12 protein-coding genes are annotated in these 17,482 nt (G+C 60.8%); 5 read left to right on the forward strand and 7 right to left on the reverse strand.

Annotation, left to right across the window (positions count from 1 at the left end; all coding sequences use genetic code 11):
- Positions 1-7: 7 nt before the first annotated feature.
- Together fadB and J3P82_RS16675 are read right to left on the reverse strand one after the other, a co-directional pair.
- A complete protein-coding gene (gene fadB / locus J3P82_RS16670) occupies positions 8-2,155 on the reverse strand; it encodes a fatty acid oxidation complex subunit alpha FadB (protein WP_434557829.1) in 2,148 nt (715 codons plus the stop codon).
- A gap of 482 nt (positions 2,156-2,637) precedes the next feature.
- Positions 2,638-3,075: a hypothetical protein gene (locus tag J3P82_RS16675; protein ID WP_434557830.1), complete on the reverse strand. Its 438-nt coding sequence runs from the start codon at positions 3,073-3,075 to the stop codon at positions 2,638-2,640.
- Positions 3,076-3,177: 102 nt separating this feature from the next.
- On the opposite strand from J3P82_RS16675, the gene J3P82_RS16680 reads away from it, so the two are divergent.
- The gene (locus J3P82_RS16680) at positions 3,178-3,618 is read left to right on the forward strand and encodes a universal stress protein (RefSeq protein WP_434557831.1); all 441 of its coding nucleotides are present in this window, start codon (positions 3,178-3,180) and stop codon (positions 3,616-3,618) included.
- Between the two features lie 70 nt (positions 3,619-3,688).
- Here J3P82_RS16680 and J3P82_RS16685 read toward each other — a convergent pair whose 3' ends face one another.
- Positions 3,689-5,608: an ATP-binding cassette domain-containing protein gene (locus J3P82_RS16685; RefSeq protein WP_434557832.1), complete on the reverse strand. Its 1,920-nt coding sequence runs from the start codon at positions 5,606-5,608 to the stop codon at positions 3,689-3,691.
- A 214-nt stretch (positions 5,609-5,822) separates the two neighbouring features.
- On the opposite strand from J3P82_RS16685, the gene J3P82_RS16690 reads away from it, so the two are divergent.
- Positions 5,823-7,751 carry a transglycosylase SLT domain-containing protein gene (locus tag J3P82_RS16690; protein WP_434557833.1) on the forward strand — a complete coding sequence of 643 codons (1,929 nt, stop codon included), beginning with the start codon at positions 5,823-5,825 and terminating at the stop codon, positions 7,749-7,751.
- 92 nt (positions 7,752-7,843) lie between these two features.
- Here J3P82_RS16690 and J3P82_RS16695 read toward each other — a convergent pair whose 3' ends face one another.
- Positions 7,844-9,661 carry an ABC transporter transmembrane domain-containing protein gene (locus J3P82_RS16695; protein WP_434557834.1) on the reverse strand — a complete coding sequence of 606 codons (1,818 nt, stop codon included), beginning with the start codon at positions 9,659-9,661 and terminating at the stop codon, positions 7,844-7,846.
- Positions 9,662-9,910: 249 nt separating this feature from the next.
- On the opposite strand from J3P82_RS16695, the gene J3P82_RS16700 reads away from it, so the two are divergent.
- Positions 9,911-10,090 carry a PA1571 family protein gene (locus tag J3P82_RS16700; RefSeq protein ID WP_434557835.1) on the forward strand — a complete coding sequence of 60 codons (180 nt, stop codon included), beginning with the start codon at positions 9,911-9,913 and terminating at the stop codon, positions 10,088-10,090.
- 73 nt (positions 10,091-10,163) lie between these two features.
- Here the strand turns inward: J3P82_RS16700 and pdxB are convergent, their stop codons facing one another.
- Entirely contained in the window at positions 10,164-11,306 is a 1,143-nt protein-coding gene (gene pdxB / locus J3P82_RS16705; protein WP_434557836.1) for a 4-phosphoerythronate dehydrogenase PdxB, read from the reverse strand.
- 226 nt (positions 11,307-11,532) lie between these two features.
- Here pdxB and J3P82_RS16710 point away from each other — a divergent pair, with 226 nt between their 5' ends.
- Positions 11,533-12,936, forward strand: coding sequence for an MATE family efflux transporter (locus tag J3P82_RS16710; RefSeq protein WP_434557837.1), 1,404 nt, complete (start codon positions 11,533-11,535; stop codon positions 12,934-12,936).
- Here the strand turns inward: J3P82_RS16710 and tusA are convergent.
- Together tusA and rlmM are read right to left on the reverse strand one after the other, a co-directional pair.
- Positions 12,933-13,184 carry a sulfurtransferase TusA gene (gene tusA, locus J3P82_RS16715; RefSeq protein WP_042732523.1) on the reverse strand — a complete coding sequence of 84 codons (252 nt, stop codon included), beginning with the start codon at positions 13,182-13,184 and terminating at the stop codon, positions 12,933-12,935. The two genes, J3P82_RS16710 and tusA, sit on opposite strands and share 4 nt — an antisense overlap.
- Before the next feature lie 197 nt (positions 13,185-13,381).
- Positions 13,382-14,455, reverse strand: a complete 1,074-nt coding sequence (gene rlmM, locus J3P82_RS16720) for a 23S rRNA (cytidine(2498)-2'-O)-methyltransferase RlmM (protein WP_434557838.1) — start codon at positions 14,453-14,455, stop codon at positions 13,382-13,384.
- A gap of 172 nt (positions 14,456-14,627) precedes the next feature.
- Here rlmM and acnA point away from each other — a divergent pair, with 172 nt between their 5' ends.
- Positions 14,628-17,369, forward strand: a complete 2,742-nt coding sequence (gene acnA, locus J3P82_RS16725) for an aconitate hydratase AcnA (RefSeq protein ID WP_434557839.1) — start codon at positions 14,628-14,630, stop codon at positions 17,367-17,369.
- Positions 17,370-17,482: the final 113 nt, after the last annotated feature.

Raw genomic sequence — 17,482 nt, forward strand, 5'->3', positions numbered from 1 at the left:
TGGGCGCTTAACCGAAGAAACGCTGGCCATTTTTGGCCATTTCACGCAGCTTCGCGGTCGGGTGGTACAGCGCGCCCAGATCAGCGTACTGGTCAGCCAGGGCAACGAACTCGGCCACACCGATCGAGTCGATGTAACGCAGCGCACCGCCACGGAATGGAGGGAAACCGATACCGTAGACCAGACCCATGTCGGCTTCGGCGGCAGTTTCAACAATGCCGTCTTCCAGGCAACGCACGGTTTCGAGGCACAGCGGGATCATCATCCAGTTGATGATGTCCTCGTCGGTGACTTCGCGCTGCTCGTAGACGATCGGCTTGAGCACTTCCAGCACCGACGAATCGGCGACTTTCTTCTGTTTGCCGCGCTTGTCGGTCTCATAGGCGTAGAAGCCCTTGCCATTCTTCTGGCCCAGGCGCTTGGCTTCGTAGAGCACGTCGACGGCCGAACGGCGATCGTCTTTCATGCGATCCGGGAAGCCTTCAGCCATCACGTCGCGACCGTGGTGGCCGGTGTCGATGCCGACCACATCCATCAGGTACGCCGGGCCCATCGGCCAGCCGAATTTTTCCATGATCTTGTCGATACGCACGAAGTCGACGCCAGCGCTGACCAGCTTGGCGAAACCGCCGAAGTACGGGAACAGCACGCGGTTGACCAGGAAACCCGGGCAGTCGTTGACGACGATCGGGTTCTTGCCCATTTTCTTGGCGTAGGCAACGGTGGTGGCGATGGCTTGTTCGCTGGACTTCTCGCCACGGATGACTTCCACCAGCGGCATCATGTGCACCGGGTTGAAGAAGTGCATGCCGACGAAGTTCTCCGGACGCTTGAGGGCCTTGGCCAGCAGCGAAATGGAAATGGTCGAGGTGTTCGAGGCGAGGATGGTGTCTTCTTTGACCTTGTCTTCGACTTCGGCCAATACCGCCTGCTTGACCTTCGGGTTCTCGACAACGGCTTCGACCACCAGGTCGACATGGCCGAAATCGCCGTAGGACAGGGTTGGACGAATGCCGTTGAGCACTTCGGCCATCTTCGCGGCGGTCATGCGACCTTTGTCGACGCGACCGACCAGCAGCTTGGCGGCTTCGGCCAGACCCTGCTCGATCCCGTGTTCGTTGATGTCTTTCATCAGGATCGGCGTGCCTTTGGACGCCGACTGGTAGGCGATGCCGCCGCCCATGATGCCGGCGCCGAGTACAGCGGCCTGCTTCACGTCGCGGGCGATTTCGTCGTAGGCCTTGGCCTTTTTCTTCAGTTCCTGGTCGTTGAGGAACAGACCGATCAGGCTTTGTGCAGCCGAGGTCTTGGCCAGCTTGACGAAACCGGCGGCTTCGACTTCCAGAGCCTTGTCGCGACCGAAATTCGCGGCTTTCTGGATGGTCTTGATCGCTTCGACCGGTGCCGGGTAGTTCGGGCCAGCCTGGCCAGCCACGAAACCCTTGGCGGTTTCGAAGGCCATCATTTGTTCGATGGCGTTGAGCTTGAGTTTCTCCAGCTTCGGCTGGCGCTTGGCCTTGTAGTCGAACTCGCCGCTGATGGCGCGCTTGATCGTTTCAAGCGCCGCTTCCTGGAGTTTACCGGGTTCAACCACGGCATCCACAGCGCCTACTTTCAGTGCGTCTTCGGCACGGTTTTCCTTGCCAGCGGCGATCCACTCGATCGCGTTGTCGGCACCGATCAGGCGCGGCAGGCGCACGGTACCGCCAAAGCCAGGGTAGATGCCCAGCTTGACTTCCGGCAGGCCGATCTTGGCCGTGGTGGACATGACGCGGTAATCGGCCGCCAGGCACATTTCCAGGCCACCGCCCAGGGCGATGCCATTGATGGCCGCGACGGTTGGCACGCCGAGGTCTTCGAAATCGCTGAAGATACGGTTCGCTTCGAGGTTGCCAGCGATCAGTTCGGCATCGGGCAGCTTGAAGTTATCGACGAATTCGGTGATGTCGGCGCCGACGATGAACACGTCTTTGCCGCTGCTGACGATCACACCCTTGATCGAAGCATCTGCGTTGATGGTGTCTACGGCCTGCCGCAATTCATTCAGGGTTAGACGGTTGAACTTGTTGACGGACTCACCCTTGAGGTCGAATTTCAGTTCGACGATGCCACTTTCAAGAGCCTTAACCGTGATGGCTTTACCTTCGTAAATCATCAACTGATCTCCACGATATGGAAGCTGAACAGTACACGTTGGACGCTGACTGCTGGCCTGGCATTGACATAACGTCGATGCTACGCCAATCCGCCAGGCACACCCGTCAACGCGATAGTCGGGGTCTGTAGGAACGCTCTGAAAATACAAACGCTCAATTCATACGCCCGTTTGATTTGGGTACGTCACCTTCACGGAATTTCCGACAATTGTCAATCGCCCTAAACAAGCGTTTGAACAGGACTCTACAGTCATTTCCGTACCGCACGGATCCGCAACACGACGCTGCATGGGCAACCATTCATAGAATCAATTATTAGAAAAGTCGCCCTAATTGCAGGCGTGCGGATTTGAACCGGCTAAGCTGGTGACAACACATCTGAGTGCTTGGGAAGGAGGACGTTTCGAAGCACGCCCGGATATAACGGTTTACCGGCCTGCCTGGCCAACCCGCCCGATGACGCTATCGGGCTTTTTATTGCTCAGGCCAACGCCTTGAGCACAGCAGAAATGTCCTGCAGAACACTCGCCTCGCCTTTCTCGCCCCAATACAGGGCGATCATCTGACCGTCAGCCTCGACCTTGTAGACATTGGCCGGCAATGTTCTGAAATGACTGAGCAGCGATTCGTCCTGACAGGGCTCCTGCCATTGGTTGACCCACACGCCCGGCGCCTTTTGCCAGTAACTCCAGCTGACCGGCTGCCGCCCCCGCCGCGGCCGATGATACTGCGCGCAAGGGTTCGGCGGCTGCTGGCCGAGCCAATGGGGCCACTCCTGCTGAGCCAGCTGCATGGCCAGCCCAAGGCGTCGCGCCTCCATGCGCAGGGCCATTCGACCACTCTGGACACGGGACGGCCGCAACCATGCCAGGGGGCTTAAAACCACCAACAGGATTGACACCACTATCCAGACCGTCATATCTGTACTCCCGAATTTTGATGAGCCATTGACCTGCGTTGCCCTCAATGCGCTTGAAACCAGCCATACTTAACGTATCGCCATTCTCTGGAGTGCTTTTTCATGTACTACGAACACGTCCTGGTCGCCGTCGACCTCACTGAAGAATGCGATCCCGTCGTCAAGCGCGCCCTCGCCCTTTGCGATGGCCGAGACACCAAACTGTCGCTGGTGCACATCGTCGAACCCATGGCCATGGCATTTGGCGGTGACGTTCCAATGGATCTTTCCCAACTGCAGCAGCAACAATTCGATCAGGCCAAGGAACGCCTTGACCGGCTGATCGTGAAATACCCGGCGCTGAAAAAAGAAAACAGCCACCTGACCTACGGCCAGCCTCGCCAGGAGATCCATCATCTGGCCAAGGAGCAAGGCTGCGACCTGATCGTCGTTGGCAGCCACGGGCGCCACGGCCTGGCGCTGTTGCTAGGCTCCACCGCCAACGATGTGTTGCATGGTGCGCCATGCGACGTGCTTGCAGTGCACCTGGTCAAACGCACCTGAACCTTCAGGGGCGGTACCTTGGATGAAAAAAATCCCGGCGCTCAACGCCGGGATTTTTTAGAGCGGTCGATCAGGCGTCCAGTTCGGCCCAGCGCTCGACCAATGCGTCCAGCTCAGCCTGCAACTGCTCCAGATGCGCGATCACCTTGGCGGTTTCACCCGGTGGACGCTGATAAAAACCAGCGTCAGCCATCTCGGCCTCCACCGCGGCGATCTGCTTTTCCTTCGCATCGATATCACCCGGCAAGGCTTCCAGCTCACGCTGCAGCTTGTAGCTGAGTTTTTTCTTCGCAGGCGTCGGTGCGGCCGCGGTGGCAACCGAAGCCGGCTCGGCCTTGACGACCGCTGAATTCAGATCAGCCTTGCCGGACTTGCTCTCGGTCACACCCAGCAGACGCGGCGAGCCGCCCTGGCGCAGCCAGTCCTGATAACCACCGACATATTCGCGAACCAGGCCCTCGCCTTCGAACACCAGTGTGCTGGTGACCACGTTGTCGAGGAATGCCCGGTCGTGACTGACCATCAGTACAGTGCCGTTGAAGGTCAGCAGCACTTCCTCCAGCAACTCCAGGGTTTCCACGTCCAAGTCGTTGGTTGGTTCGTCGAGCACCAGCAGGTTCGCTGGCTTGCTGAACAATTTGGCCAGCAACAGACGGGCACGCTCACCACCCGACAGCGCCTTCACCGGCGTGCGGGCACGCTGGGGGCTGAACAGGAAATCACCCAGGTAGCTCAGCACGTGGCGGCTCTGGCCGTCGATATCGATGAAGTCGCGGCCTTCCGCCACGTTATCGATCACGGTCTTTTCCAGATCCAGCTGATGACGCAGCTGGTCGAAGTAGGCGACGTCGATCTTCGTGCCCTCTTCCACCTTGCCGTTGGTCGGCACCAGGCCGCCGAGCATCAGCTTGAGCAAGGTGGTCTTGCCGGTGCCGTTGGCGCCCAGCAAGCCGATGCGATCGCCGCGCTGCAGGACCATGGAGAAGTCCTTGATCAGGAACGGGCCGCCAGGGTGGGCGAAACTCACGTTCTCCAGCACCATGACCTGCTTGCCAGACTTGTCAGCGGTATCGAGCTGGATGTTGGCCTTGCCGGTGCGCTCGCGCCGCTCGCTGCGTTCCATGCGCAAGGCCTTCAGCGCCCGCACGCGGCCTTCGTTGCGGGTGCGCCGAGCCTTGATGCCCTGGCGAATCCAGACTTCTTCCTGGGCCAGCTTCTTGTCGAACAACGCGTTGGCGGTTTCCTCCGCCGCCAGCGCCGCTTCCTTGTGCACCAGGAAACTGGCGTAATCGCCGTTCCAATCGATCAGGCCACCGCGATCCAGTTCGAGGATGCGCGTCGCCAGGTTCTGCAGGAAAGAACGGTCGTGGGTGATGAACAGCACAGCGCCCTGGAAATCCTTGAGGGCTTCTTCAAGCCAGGCAATGGCGCCGATGTCCAAATGGTTGGTCGGTTCGTCGAGCAGCAGCAGGTCCGGCTCGGAAACCAGAGCCTGGGCCAACAGGACGCGACGACGCCAGCCGCCGGACAGCTCGGCCAGGGTCTTGTCGGCCGGCAACTGCAGGCGACTCAAGGTGCTGTCGACCAGTTGCTGCAGACGCCATCCGTCGCGAGCCTCGAGGTCGTGCTGCACGTGCATCAACTTGTCCAGGTCGGCATCGGTGACGATGTTCTGGCTCAGGTGGTGATATTCGGCCAACAGCGCGCCGACGCCGTCCAGGCCTTCGGCAACCACGTCGAACACGGTTCGCCCGTCGGCCACCGGCAATTCCTGGGGCAATTCGCCGATTTTCAGGCCTGGCGCACGCCAGACGGAACCGTCGTCAGGCTTCTGGTCGCCCTTGACCAGCTTCATCATGCTGGACTTGCCAGTGCCGTTGCGGCCGATGATGCACACCCGCTCACCACGGGCGATCTGCCAGGACACCTTGTCCAACAACGGCATCGCGCCGAAAGCAAGGGACACATCGCTGAATTTGAGCAGGGTCATGAGCTTCTCCAAAAACCGGGGGCGCATTCTACCTGAGAAGAGCCCTCATAGGTCCGCCAATTTCGTCGCAGAAGCACTCTGCAAAATAAATGTTGCGAACTTGTGCCGACGGCCCTGCAAAGCTTTCGCCGGCTGCTGGCAAAAGGCTAAGCTACAGGCAGTTACCCCGGGTTTTCCCCTGGGCTTGTCATGTTTTTTTCTGCCCGGACGTATCATGCGCAGTCGCCTTTTCAGTGTCTTATCTTGTTTGTTTGTATGTGCTACTGCCGTTCAAACCGCCCAGGCGGTGGATATTTCCACCCAGCGCCAATATTACGATGAAGCCAAGCGCGCCTTGGCCAAAGGCGATTCAGGCCCGTATTCTCGCTACAGCCAGGCCCTGCGCGATTATCCGCTGGAGCCGTACCTGGCCTACGACGAACTGACCGCGCGCCTAAAGAGCGCAAGCAACGCCGAGATCGAGAAGTTCCTCGCCGAGCATGGCGACCTGCCCCAGGCCAACTGGATGAAGCTGCGCTGGTTGCGCTGGCTGGCCGAGCGTGGCGACTGGGCGACCTTCGTCAAGTACTACGATCCCAAGCTCAACTTTACCGAGCTTGATTGCCTTAATGCCCAGTATCAGCTGGGTCACGGCTTGAAAGCCGAAGGCTACGCCAACACCGAGAAATTGTGGCTCACCGGCAAATCGCAGCCTGCGGCCTGCGACGCGCTGTTCGGCATGTGGGCGGCCCAGGGCCAGTTGACCGAGCAGAAACGCTGGGAACGCGCCAAGCTGGCCGCTCAGGCCCGCAACTACCCCTTGGCCAATAGTCTGGTCAGCGCCCTCACCACGCTCGCGCCTCGGGGCAAACTGCTGGTTGACGTTGCGCAGAAGCCCGAGCAGCTCAGCCAGCCGTCGCGCTTTGCTCCCGCCGACGAGCCAATGTCCGATATCGTCAGCCTCGGTCTGCGCCGCCTGGCCCGCCAGGATCCAGAAAAAGCCATGGCATTGCTCGACGGCTACGCGAGCACCATGCATTTTTCCCGGGATGAAAAAGTGGCCATCGCCCGGGAAATCGGCCTGACCCTGGCCAAACGCTTCGACAGCCGCGCCCTGGACGTGATGACCAAATACGATCCGGAACTGCGGGACGACACGGTCTCGGAATGGCGCTTGCGCCTGCTGCTGCGCCTGGCCCGTTGGGAAGACGCCTACCAGTTGACCCGCCGCCTGCCTGAGTCGCTCGCCAGTACCAACCGCTGGCGCTACTGGCAAGCACGCAGCCTGGAATTGGCACAGCCGCAGAACCCCGAAGCCGTGACGCTCTACAAGCAATTGGCCCGGGAGCGGGATTTCTACGGTTTCCTGGCGGCCGATCGGTCTCAGTCACCCTACTCGCTCAATAACAAACCCCTGGTCATGAGCCAGGCGTTGATTAACAAAGTACGCAATACGCCGGGCATACGTCGAGCGCTGGAGTTTCATGCGCGAGGGCAAATTGTCGATGGTCGCCGCGAGTGGTATCACGTCAGCCGTCATTTCAACCGGGACGAAATGGTCGCCCAGGCGAAACTAGCCTATGACTTGAAATGGTATTTCCCGGCCATCCGCACCATCAGCCAGGCCAAATACTGGGACGACCTGGACATCCGTTTCCCAATGGCCTACCGCGACACCCTGGTCCGCGAGGCCAAGGTTCGTGGCCTGCATCCGAGCTGGGCGTTCGCCATCACCCGCCAGGAAAGCGCGTTCATGGACGATGCCCGCTCCAGCGTCGGTGCCAGCGGTCTCATGCAATTGATGCCGGGCACTGCCAAGGAAACCGCACGCAAGTTCAACATCCCCCTGGCCTCGCCACAGCAAGTGTTCAACCCGGACAAGAACATCCAGCTAGGCGCGGCTTACCTGAGCCAGGTCCACAGCCAGTTCAATGGCAACCGCGTCCTCGCCTCCGCCGCCTACAACGCTGGCCCCGGCCGTGTGCGCCAGTGGCTGCGCGGCGCCGATCACCTGAGCTTCGACGTCTGGGTCGAAAGCATCCCCTTCGACGAAACCCGCCAATACGTGCAGAACGTGTTGTCGTACTCGGTGATCTACGGCCAGAAACTCAACTCGCCGCAGCCGCTGGTGGACTGGCATGAGCGGTATTTTGATGATCAGTGACTGAGCAGCGGCGAGCGTTGAGCTGCTCGCGGCTCCAAAAAAATGCCCGTATTGAAAGATACGGGCATTTTTTTGGTCGGTTACTTGGTCGGTTACTTGGTCGGTTGCTGGCGCTGTGGGGCAATTTCTGAATCGATTGCCGCTTCAGGGCCAGCATTGAACTGCAACGCCGCCAACCGCGCATACAGCGCATTGCCAGCAACCAACTGCTGATGCGTACCCACCGCAACCACCTTGCCCTGGTCCATCACCGCGATTCGGTCGGCGTTCTTCACCGTGGCCAGACGGTGGGCAATGACCAGCGTGGTGCGGTTTTTCATCAGGCTGGGCAGGGCTTGCTGGATTAGGTATTCACTTTGCGCATCGAGGGCACTCGTCGCTTCGTCCAGCAGCAGGATCGGCGCGTCCACCAACAACGCCCGGGCAATGGCCAATCGTTGGCGCTGGCCTCCGGAAAGTCCGAGGCCGCCATCGCCCAGGTGGGTACCGTAGCCGTCGGGCATTTTTTCAATGAAATCGTGGGCATGGGCAATGCGCGCGGCTTCGCGAACTTGCTCGGCGGTGGCGTCGGGGTTGCCGTAGCGGATGTTTTCTTCAACCGTACCAAAAAACAAAGCAGGGCTTTGCGACACCAAGGCGAAGTGACGGCGCAGGTCCAGCGGATCGAGCTGGGTCAGCGGGACGTCATCGATCAGAATGACTCCCTCGACCGGGTCGTAGAAGCGCAGCAACAAGTCATAAACCGTTGATTTACCGGCCCCGGACGGCCCGACCAGCGCCAGGGTTTCGCCAGCCCTGACGGTCAAGTCCAGCCCATCGACCGCGAAACGCTCCGGTCGGGACGGATAGGAAAACCGTACGCCTTCGAGCCGCAGCTCGCCCCGCACCCTGGATGGCAGTGTAACGAGGCCAGAAGCCGGCGGCTGGATGACATTTTCCGAACGCAGCAACTCGGCAATACGCTCAGCCGCACCGGCCGCTCGCTGCAGCTCGCCGATCACCTCGCTCAGGGTACCGAAGGCACTCCCCACGATCATGCTGTAGAACACGAACGCCGCCAGCTCACCGCCGGAGATCCGCCCCGCGATCACGTCCATGCCGCCAACCCAGAGCATCACGCCCACGGCCCCCAACACCAATAAGATCACCAGCGTGATCAACCAGGCCCGCTGGGCAATGCGCTTGCGGGCCGTGTCGAAGGCCTGCTCGACGGTAGTGGCAAAACGACGCTCATCCTGGCCTTGGTGGTTATAAGCCTGCACCGTCTTGATCTGGCCGAGGGTTTCGGAGACGTAGCTACCCACGTCGGCGATGCGGTCCTGGCTTTCACGCGACAGGCTCCGCACGCGACGGCCGAAAATCAGGATCGGCGCCAGTACCAGCGGCAGGGCAATGACCACGATGCTGGTGAGCTTTGGATTGGTGACGAACAACAGCACGATCCCGCCGATCACCATCAACAAGTTGCGCAGGAACAGCGAGAGCGATGAGCCAATCACCGACTGCAACAGCGTTGTGTCAGCCGTCAGGCGTGACTGGATCTCCGAACTGCGGTTGTTTTCATAGAAGCCGGGGTGCAAGTACACCAAATGGTTGAACACCTGCCGCCGGATATCGGCCACCACCCGCTCGCCGATCCAGGACACCAGGTAGAAACGCGAAAACGTACCGATCGCCAGCCCAACCACCAGGACCATGAACAGGCCGATGGACTGGTTGAGCAATTGCGGTGAGCGGGTCATGAAGCCTTGGTCCACCAGCAAGCGGATGCCCTGGCCCATGGACAAGGTAATGGCGGCCGTGGCAATCAGCGCCAGCAAAGCGCCGATCACCTGCTTGCGGTAAGGGGCGATGAAGCCGCTGGCCAAGCGTATGGCACGGCGATGTCGAGAAGAAAGCATGGAGAGCATCCGATAATACAGCAGGAAAAAGGATGGCCAGCGGCAACGAAACGCAGCGGAACCAAATTGAATCGAAATGAGTCAGGTTAAATATGACCCCCGGCACCAATGGCTAGATGTTATCGGTCTAACGTCTGGCTGGAAACGCACCGCCATTTCTGGTTCAGTGGGGTTGTCGTCATGAACCTTCAAGGAGTGTCATGGCTCGGTCACCTGACGACAGTACGATAGGCACGCAACCTGATGAGGAGACAGGCCATGTCCTTGCAACACAGCAGCGACGACAAGATTCAAGTGATTCGCACGCAACCGGACCAATCCCTGGGCTGCTCGTTCATCGATGCCCAAGGGCGCGAAGTCCCGATCACCGAAGACATGATCCAGAACGCGTGTAGCGAACTGGAAAAACGACTGGTCAAGCCTGCCGAACAAAAGTGATGTAACCCGTCTTCAATTGAACCCGACTTTTGTCGGGTTTTTTATGCCCGCCGCTTTTGCAGGCTCTTGTGGCTTAAAGGGTCGTGGCACCCAGCGCGGCCACGATTTGCTGCAGAGCCGCCGATTGTCCTTGGATATGAACCTTCAAGCTGTCGATTTCCCGGCGTGGCGGATAGAATTTGCGCAGGGTGTCGAAGGCGCTGCGTTGTTCATCGACCGTGCCCACCAGGCTGCGGCGAAAATCCGCATCGTCGCGACGCGGGTCGTACACGCTGCGGCACAGCGCCGCAAGGGCCCAGGCCGGGTCGGCTTGGGCATCCAGCGTAACGCCACCCAACCAGGGCCGGGGCAGCAGATCGGCCAGATTGACTTCGACCGGTCGCTCGAGAAAACCACACAGCGCCTGGTAGATCTGCGCTGTGCCGCGCTGGCGACCGTCAAGGCTGTAGCCGGCAATATGCGGAGTGGCGATGACGCACAGGTCGGCCAGGTCAACATCGACTGTCGGCTCCTGTTCCCAGACATCCAGCACCGCTTGCAAGTCCTCGCGCTCCAACAGCACTTCGCGCAGCGCCACGTTGTCAATGACCGGGCCGCGAGCTGCGTTGATCAGCCACGTGCCAGGCCTGAGGCTGTTCAACCGGTGCTCATCGAATAGATGCCAGGTAGGCTGCCCCCCACCCCGGGTCAAGGGTGTGTGCAGGCTGATGACATCGCACTGCTCGACAATTTGCTCCAGGCTCAAGTAATCACCGTCCTCGAGCGCCTGGCGCGGCGGATCGCAGACTTTCACATTCCAACCCAGGCCTTTGAGCACCTCGACCAACCGCCCACCCACTTGCCCCGCGCCGACCACGCCGAAAGTGCGTTGCGCAAGGCTTGCGCCTTCGATTTCCGCCAGGGTCATCAGGCAGCCCAGCACGTAGTCCACCACGCCACGGGCGTTACAGCCCGGCGCGCTGGCCCAGCGAATGCCGCCCTCGGCAAAATAATCCAGGTCCAGGTGATCAGTACCGATGGTGCAGGTACCGACGAAGCGCACCTTGCTGCCGGCCAGCAATGCCCGATTGACCTGGGTGACCGAACGCACCAGCAACACATCAGCCTGCTCGACCAGCGCCCGGTCGATACTCCGTCCCGGCACCCGGCGAATTTCACCGAAGCCTTGGAAAAATGCATCTAGCAGGGGGATGTTTTCGTCGGCGACGATCAGCATGGCAGAGCTCCTTTGGCGGGAGGGGCAGTGTAGGCGTTCCTCGCCTTGATGGGCCAGCCATTGCTTCAGTGAACGCGTATGTGGCGAGGGAGCAAGCTCCCTTACCACGGAAACGACCCAGGCAGACGTTGGCGATTACAAATCCCCAACACAGGTTTTTTCCTGACCATTGCGTCAAGGGGTAGAATGCGCCGCCTCGCGCTTATTCTTTCCGGACGCTTGCCCTGTGAATCCTCTGATCGACACCCTCACCACCCTCACCCGCCCGGCCCGGGTTCGCCTGGAGCTCAAGACGTTGCTGGCCCTGGCACTGCCGATCATGGTGGCGCAACTGGCAACCACCGCCATGGGTTTTGTCGATGCGGTGATGGCCGGCCGAGTCGGGCCGCGGGATCTCGCGGCAGTGGCGCTGGGCAATTCGATCTGGGTCCCGGTGTTCCTGTTGATGACCGGTACGCTGCTGGCCACTACCCCGAAGGTGGCCCAACGATGCGGTGCCGGAACGTTCGACCAGATCGGCCCACTGGTTCGCCAGGCGCTGTGGCTGGCGCTGCTGGTGGGGTTGATCGCAGCGCTGGCGCTGATCAGCGCCGAACCGATCTTGCACATCATGAAGGTCGATCCCGAGCTGATCGGTCCGTGCATGGAATACCTGCGGGGCATCGGCACCGGTCTTCCGGCGGTGGCGTTTTATCATGTGCTGCGCTGTTTCAGCGACGGCTTGGGGCGTACGCGCCCGGCGATGGTGCTGGGCCTGTGCGGCTTGGCGCTGAACATTCCGCTCAACTACATCTTCATTTATGGACACCTGGGCGTTCCCGCCATGGGTGGCGTCGGTTGCGGTTGGGCCACGGCCATCGTGATGTGGTTCATGGCGGCAGGCATGGCGGCGTGGACACGCTGGGCACCGGCCTACCAGTCAAGTCGTTTGTTCGCTCGTTTCGATTGGCCGCAAGGGGCAGTGATCAAGCGTTTGCTGGGCATCGGCCTGCCCATTGGCATTGCAGTGTTTGCTGAGTCGAGCATCTTCGCGGTCATCGCGCTGCTGATCGGCAGCCTCGGCGCCACGGTGGTGGCCGGGCATCAGATCGCCCTGAACTTCAGTTCACTGGTGTTCATGATCCCCTACTCCCTGGGCATGGCCGTGACGGTGCGGGTCGGCCAGACGCTGGGCCGCGCCCAGCCACGGGAAGCGCGCTTCGCCGCCGGTGTCGGCATGGGCACGGCGCTGGCGTACGCCTGCCTGTCGGCGAGCCTGATGTTTGCGCTGCGTGCGCCCATCGCCGCGATCTACACCGCCGACCCCGTGGTGATCCAGGTGGCGTCGATGCTGATCGTCTACGCGGCGCTGTTCCAGTTTTCCGATGCGATACAAGTCACGGCGGCAGGTGCGTTGCGTGGCTATCAGGATACGCGCGTGACGATGATCCTGACGTTGTTCGCTTATTGGGGGATCGGCCTGCCGGTGGGTTACGCATTGGGCCTGACCGACTGGCTCGGCGATGCAAGCGGTCCGAGCGGATTGTGGCAGGGCTTGATCGTAGGCTTGAGTTGCGCGGCGCTGATGCTTTCGATCCGCCTGGCACGCAGTGCACGCAAGCAAATCCGCATCAGCCGCTCGACGGATTAAGCGAGTTTCTTGCGGATCCAGTAGCGGTAGGTGCCATCCACTTCGTCCTGCCCCACCAACTCGTGGTCAAGAAATACGCAAAACTTGGGAATATCGCGGCGGGTCGAAGGGTCGGTGGCGATGACTTTCAACAGCCCTCCGGGAACCAGGTCGCGGATATGCTGGTGCAGCATCATCACCGGTTCCGGGCAATTGAGGCCAGTGGCGTCCAGTGTGCCGTCGACCGGCGTGTCGTTCATTTCACTCATGTTCTACTCCTGAAACTGGCCGGCATTGTCGCGCAATGCCGGCGCCCTTAACAGATGTCCATCTTCCCTGTGGCGAGGGAGCTTGCTCCCGCTCGGCTGCGAAGCAGTCGTCGCTCTTTGGAGCCCAACAAGGCATTGGGGTTGCTTCGCAACCCAGCGGGAGCAAGCTCCCTCGCCACAAAAGCTCGCTACATGTTTCAGTGAGACTTCGGCTTCTTGCTATCCAACCGCCGCAGATGGCACGTCACTTCCTCGCGGTCGTGATACAGCTGCTTGCAACCGATCTCGACCTTGATGCCCCGCGCCTTGAACCCCTCGGCGATGCGCTCGAGCAGGCGCTTCACCTCGACGTAACGCTGTTTCATCGGCAGCTTGAGGTTGACCACGGCCTCGCGGCAATGCCCCTCGCCGATCCATTCTTCCAGCATCGCCGCGTTGCGCGCGGGCTTCTCGACGATGTCGCAGACCATCCAGTCCACCGGCTGCTTGGGCTTGAACGTGAAGCCGTCCGCCATCAAGTGCTGCACCAGGCCGGTGTCCATCAGGCTTTCAGCCATCGGGCCGTTGTCGATGGCCGTCACCAACATGCCGCGGTTGACCAGTTGCCAGGTCCAGCCGCCCGGCGCGGCGCCGAGGTCGACGCCGGTCATATCGCTATGCAGGCGTTCGTCCCACTGGTCGCGGGGGATGAAATGGTGCCAGGCCTCCTCCAGCTTGAGCGTCGAACGGCTCGGTGCTTCCCGAGGGAACTTCAAACGCGGGATGCCCATCGGCCACATCGCCGAATTGTTGGACTCCGCCAGCCCCAGGAAAACCTCCCGGCCACTTTTGAACGTCAGCAGCAGGCGCGGCTTGAGCGGATCGTCCACCAGCTTCCCGGCTCCGCCCAATGCTTTGCGCAACGGACCTTCGAATTTTTTGCAGAAGTTCGACAGTTCCTTGCCGTCATTGGTGTCGACCATCTCCAGCCACAGGCTGCCGCAGGTCGGGAACGCGGTCAGGTGGGCGAGGATGACGCTGATGCGGTCGGTTTCCGGCAAGTCAATGAACGTGCCTCGCGCCCACTGCCGCGGAAAGATCAACTCGGCAAACCGCTGTCCACGCATCAACCGCTCGGCGCCGTCCTGTTCCGTGCAGACAAATTCGGCGCAGGCGCTGGCCGTCTTGGCCTTGGCATAGCCGGCCACGTTGAGCCGCGCGGCGTGTTCGGCGATCTCCGAACAGACCTCGCCCTCGAATCCCGGTCGGCAGTGCATGAAAAGCGTATTCATTGAAACTCCGTAGCAAAGCCTGTCACGAAAACCGCCGCATGATAGCGGAGTTCGGAACCCCCGACCTGCCCGTAGAGTCCAGTGATTAGTCATACGCTCAAAACAGGGCTAGGTTAAAGGCTCTGTCCGTTCCGTCAGTCCGTAGCCGTGCGGACTCAAAGGAGTGATTTCAATGCCGTCCCTCGATAGCCTGAAGACCCTTAAAACATTGCAAGTCGACGCCAGGATTTATCACTATTTCAGCCTGCCAGACGCCGCACGAAGCCTGGGAGACCTGGATAAGCTGCCGATGTCGCTCAAGGTGCTGCTGGAAAACCTGCTGCGCTGGGAAGATGAAAAAACTGTCACCGGGGCCGACCTCAAGGCCTTGGCCGGATGGTTGAAGGAGCGCCGCTCCGACCGCGAGATTCAATACCGCCCGGCACGGGTGCTGATGCAGGACTTTACTGGCGTCCCCGCCGTGGTCGATTTGGCGGCCATGCGCGCCGCCGTGGAAAAGGCCGGCGGCGACCCCCAGCGGATCAACCCGTTGTCACCCGTGGACCTGGTGATCGACCACTCGGTGATGGTGGACAAGTTCGCCAGCAGCCAGGCGTTCGAGCAGAACGTCGACATCGAAATGCAGCGCAACGGCGAGCGCTACGCCTTCCTGCGCTGGGGCCAGAGCGCCTTCGACAATTTCAGCGTAGTGCCGCCGGGCACCGGTATCTGCCATCAGGTCAACCTCGAATACCTGGGCCGCACCGTGTGGACCAAAGAAGAAGACGGCCGCACCTACGCCTTCCCCGACACTCTGGTCGGCACCGACTCCCACACCACCATGATCAACGGCCTCGGCGTACTGGGCTGGGGCGTCGGCGGGATCGAGGCGGAAGCGGCCATGCTCGGCCAACCGGTGTCGATGCTGATTCCCGAGGTTGTCGGTTTCAAACTCATCGGCAAGCTGCGCGAAGGCATCACCGCGACCGACCTGGTGCTGACCGTCACGCAAATGCTGCGCAAGAAGGGCGTGGTGGGCAAATTCGTCGAATTCTATGGTGATGGGCTTGCTGACCTGCCGCTGGCCGACCGCGCGACCATCGCTAATATGGCGCCAGAATACGGCGCCACGTGCGGTTTCTTCCCGGTGGACGACGTGACGCTGGATTATCTGCGCCTGTCCGGCCGCCCGGCCGAAACGGTGAAACTGGTGGAAGCCTATTGCAAAGCCCAGGGGCTGTGGCGCCTGCCCGGCCAGGAGCCGGTGTTCACCGATACCCTGGAGCTGGACATGGGCAGCGTCGAGGCCAGCCTCGCCGGGCCCAAACGCCCTCAAGACCGGGTCTCGCTGCCGAATGTCGGCCAGGCTTTCAGCGACTTCCTGGGGCTGCAGGTCAAACCCACCAGTAAAGAAGAAGGTCGCCTGGAAAGTGAAGGCGGCGGTGGTGTCGCGGTGGGCAATGCCGACCAGGTGGGCGAAGCCGAGTACGAATTCGAAGGCCACACCCATCGCCTGAAAAACGGCGCGGTGGTGATCGCCGCCATCACCTCGTGTACCAACACCTCCAACCCCAGCGTGATGATGGCCGCCGGGTTGCTGGCGAAAAAAGCCGTGGAAAAAGGCCTGGTCCGCAAGCCTTGGGTCAAGAGTTCCCTGGCGCCGGGCTCCAAGGTGGTCACCGATTACTACAACGCGGCCGGCCTGACCGAGTACTTGGATAAACTCGGTTTCGACTTGGTGGGCTATGGCTGCACCACCTGCATCGGCAACTCCGGGCCGCTGCCCGACCCCATCGAAAAAGCCATTCAGAAAGCCGACCTGACCGTCGCCTCGGTATTGTCGGGCAACCGCAACTTCGAGGGCCGGGTGCATCCATTGGTGAAGACCAACTGGCTGGCCTCGCCGCCGCTGGTGGTTGCCTATGCCCTGGCCGGCACGGTGCGCATCGACATCAGCAGCGAGCCGCTGGGCAACGACCGGGATGGCAACCCGGTGTACCTGCGTGACATCTGGCCCAGTAGCCAGGAAGTGGCCGCCGCCGTGGCCCAGGTCAACACCAGCATGTTCCACAAGGAATACGCCGCCGTGTTCGCCGGTGACGAACAATGGCAAGCCATCGAGGTGCCGCAAGCGGCGACTTATGTCTGGCAGGACGACTCAACCTACATCCAGCATCCGCCGTTCTTCGACGACATTGGCGGGCCACCACCGGTGGTCAGGAACGTCGAGGGCGCACGGATCCTGGCATTGTTAAGCGACTCGGTGACCACCGACCACATCTCCCCCGCGGGCAACATCAAGACGGACAGCCCAGCCGGCCACTACCTGCGCGAACAAGGCGTAGAGCCACGGGACTTCAACTCCTACGGCTCGCGGCGCGGCAATCATCAGGTGATGATGCGCGGCACCTTTGCCAATATCCGCATCCGCAACGAGATGCTCGGCGGCGAAGAAGGCGGCAATACGATCTACATCCCCAGTGGCGAACGCATGCCAATCTATGATGCCGCCATGCTGTACCAAGCCATGGGCACGCCACTGGTGGTGATCGCAGGACAGGAATACGGCACGGGTTCGAGCCGGGACTGGGCTGCCAAGGGTACGAACCTGCTGGGGGTCAAGGCCGTGATCGCCGAGAGCTTCGAGCGTATCCACCGTTCCAACCTGGTGGGCATGGGCGTGCTGCCCTTGCAGTTCAAGCTGGATCAGAACCGCAAGAGCCTGAACCTCACGGGCAAGGAAACCCTGGATATCCTCGGCTTGAGCGACATCGATTTGACCCCGCGCATGAACCTGCCCGTGGTCATCACCCGCGAAGACGGCAGCCAGGAGCGGATCGAAGTGTTGTGCCGGATCGACACCTTGAACGAAGTGGAATATTTCAAGGCTGGCGGGATCCTGCATTTTGTCCTACGGCAGTTACTTGCAGGATAAAAAAGAAGCGTCCTACGAAAACACCGCCTCTTAAGGGCGGTGTTTTCGTTTGGGTCTGCCTATAATTCCGCCGGCCTGACAGCCCCGAACGTTTCCGCCCGAAAGGACTTCAC

The sequence above is a fragment of the Pseudomonas sp. Z4-20 genome, from assembly GCF_051131955.1.
GTDB lineage: Bacteria > Pseudomonadota > Gammaproteobacteria > Pseudomonadales > Pseudomonadaceae > Aquipseudomonas > Aquipseudomonas marvdashtae.

Excerpts from the sequence above, each read along its gene's own strand:
- J3P82_RS16675 (WP_434557830.1), bottom strand. The coding sequence starts at position 3,075 with ATGACGGTCTGGATAGTGGTGTCAATCCTGTTGGTGGTTTTAAGCCCC.
- rlmM (WP_434557838.1), bottom strand. The coding sequence starts at position 14,455 with ATGAATACGCTTTTCATGCACTGCCGACCGGGATTCGAGGGCGAGGTC.
- pdxB (WP_434557836.1), bottom strand. The coding sequence starts at position 11,306 with ATGCTGATCGTCGCCGACGAAAACATCCCCCTGCTAGATGCATTTTTC.
- J3P82_RS16695 (WP_434557834.1), bottom strand. The coding sequence starts at position 9,661 with ATGCTCTCCATGCTTTCTTCTCGACATCGCCGTGCCATACGCTTGGCC.
- fadB (WP_434557829.1), bottom strand. The coding sequence starts at position 2,155 with ATGATTTACGAAGGTAAAGCCATCACGGTTAAGGCTCTTGAAAGTGGC.
- J3P82_RS16690 (WP_434557833.1), top strand. The coding sequence starts at position 5,823 with ATGCGCAGTCGCCTTTTCAGTGTCTTATCTTGTTTGTTTGTATGTGCT.
- acnA (WP_434557839.1), top strand. The coding sequence starts at position 14,628 with ATGCCGTCCCTCGATAGCCTGAAGACCCTTAAAACATTGCAAGTCGAC.
- tusA (WP_042732523.1), bottom strand. The coding sequence starts at position 13,184 with ATGAGTGAAATGAACGACACGCCGGTCGACGGCACACTGGACGCCACT.
- J3P82_RS16700 (WP_434557835.1), top strand. The coding sequence starts at position 9,911 with ATGTCCTTGCAACACAGCAGCGACGACAAGATTCAAGTGATTCGCACG.
- J3P82_RS16685 (WP_434557832.1), bottom strand. The coding sequence starts at position 5,608 with ATGACCCTGCTCAAATTCAGCGATGTGTCCCTTGCTTTCGGCGCGATG.
- J3P82_RS16680 (WP_434557831.1), top strand. The coding sequence starts at position 3,178 with ATGTACTACGAACACGTCCTGGTCGCCGTCGACCTCACTGAAGAATGC.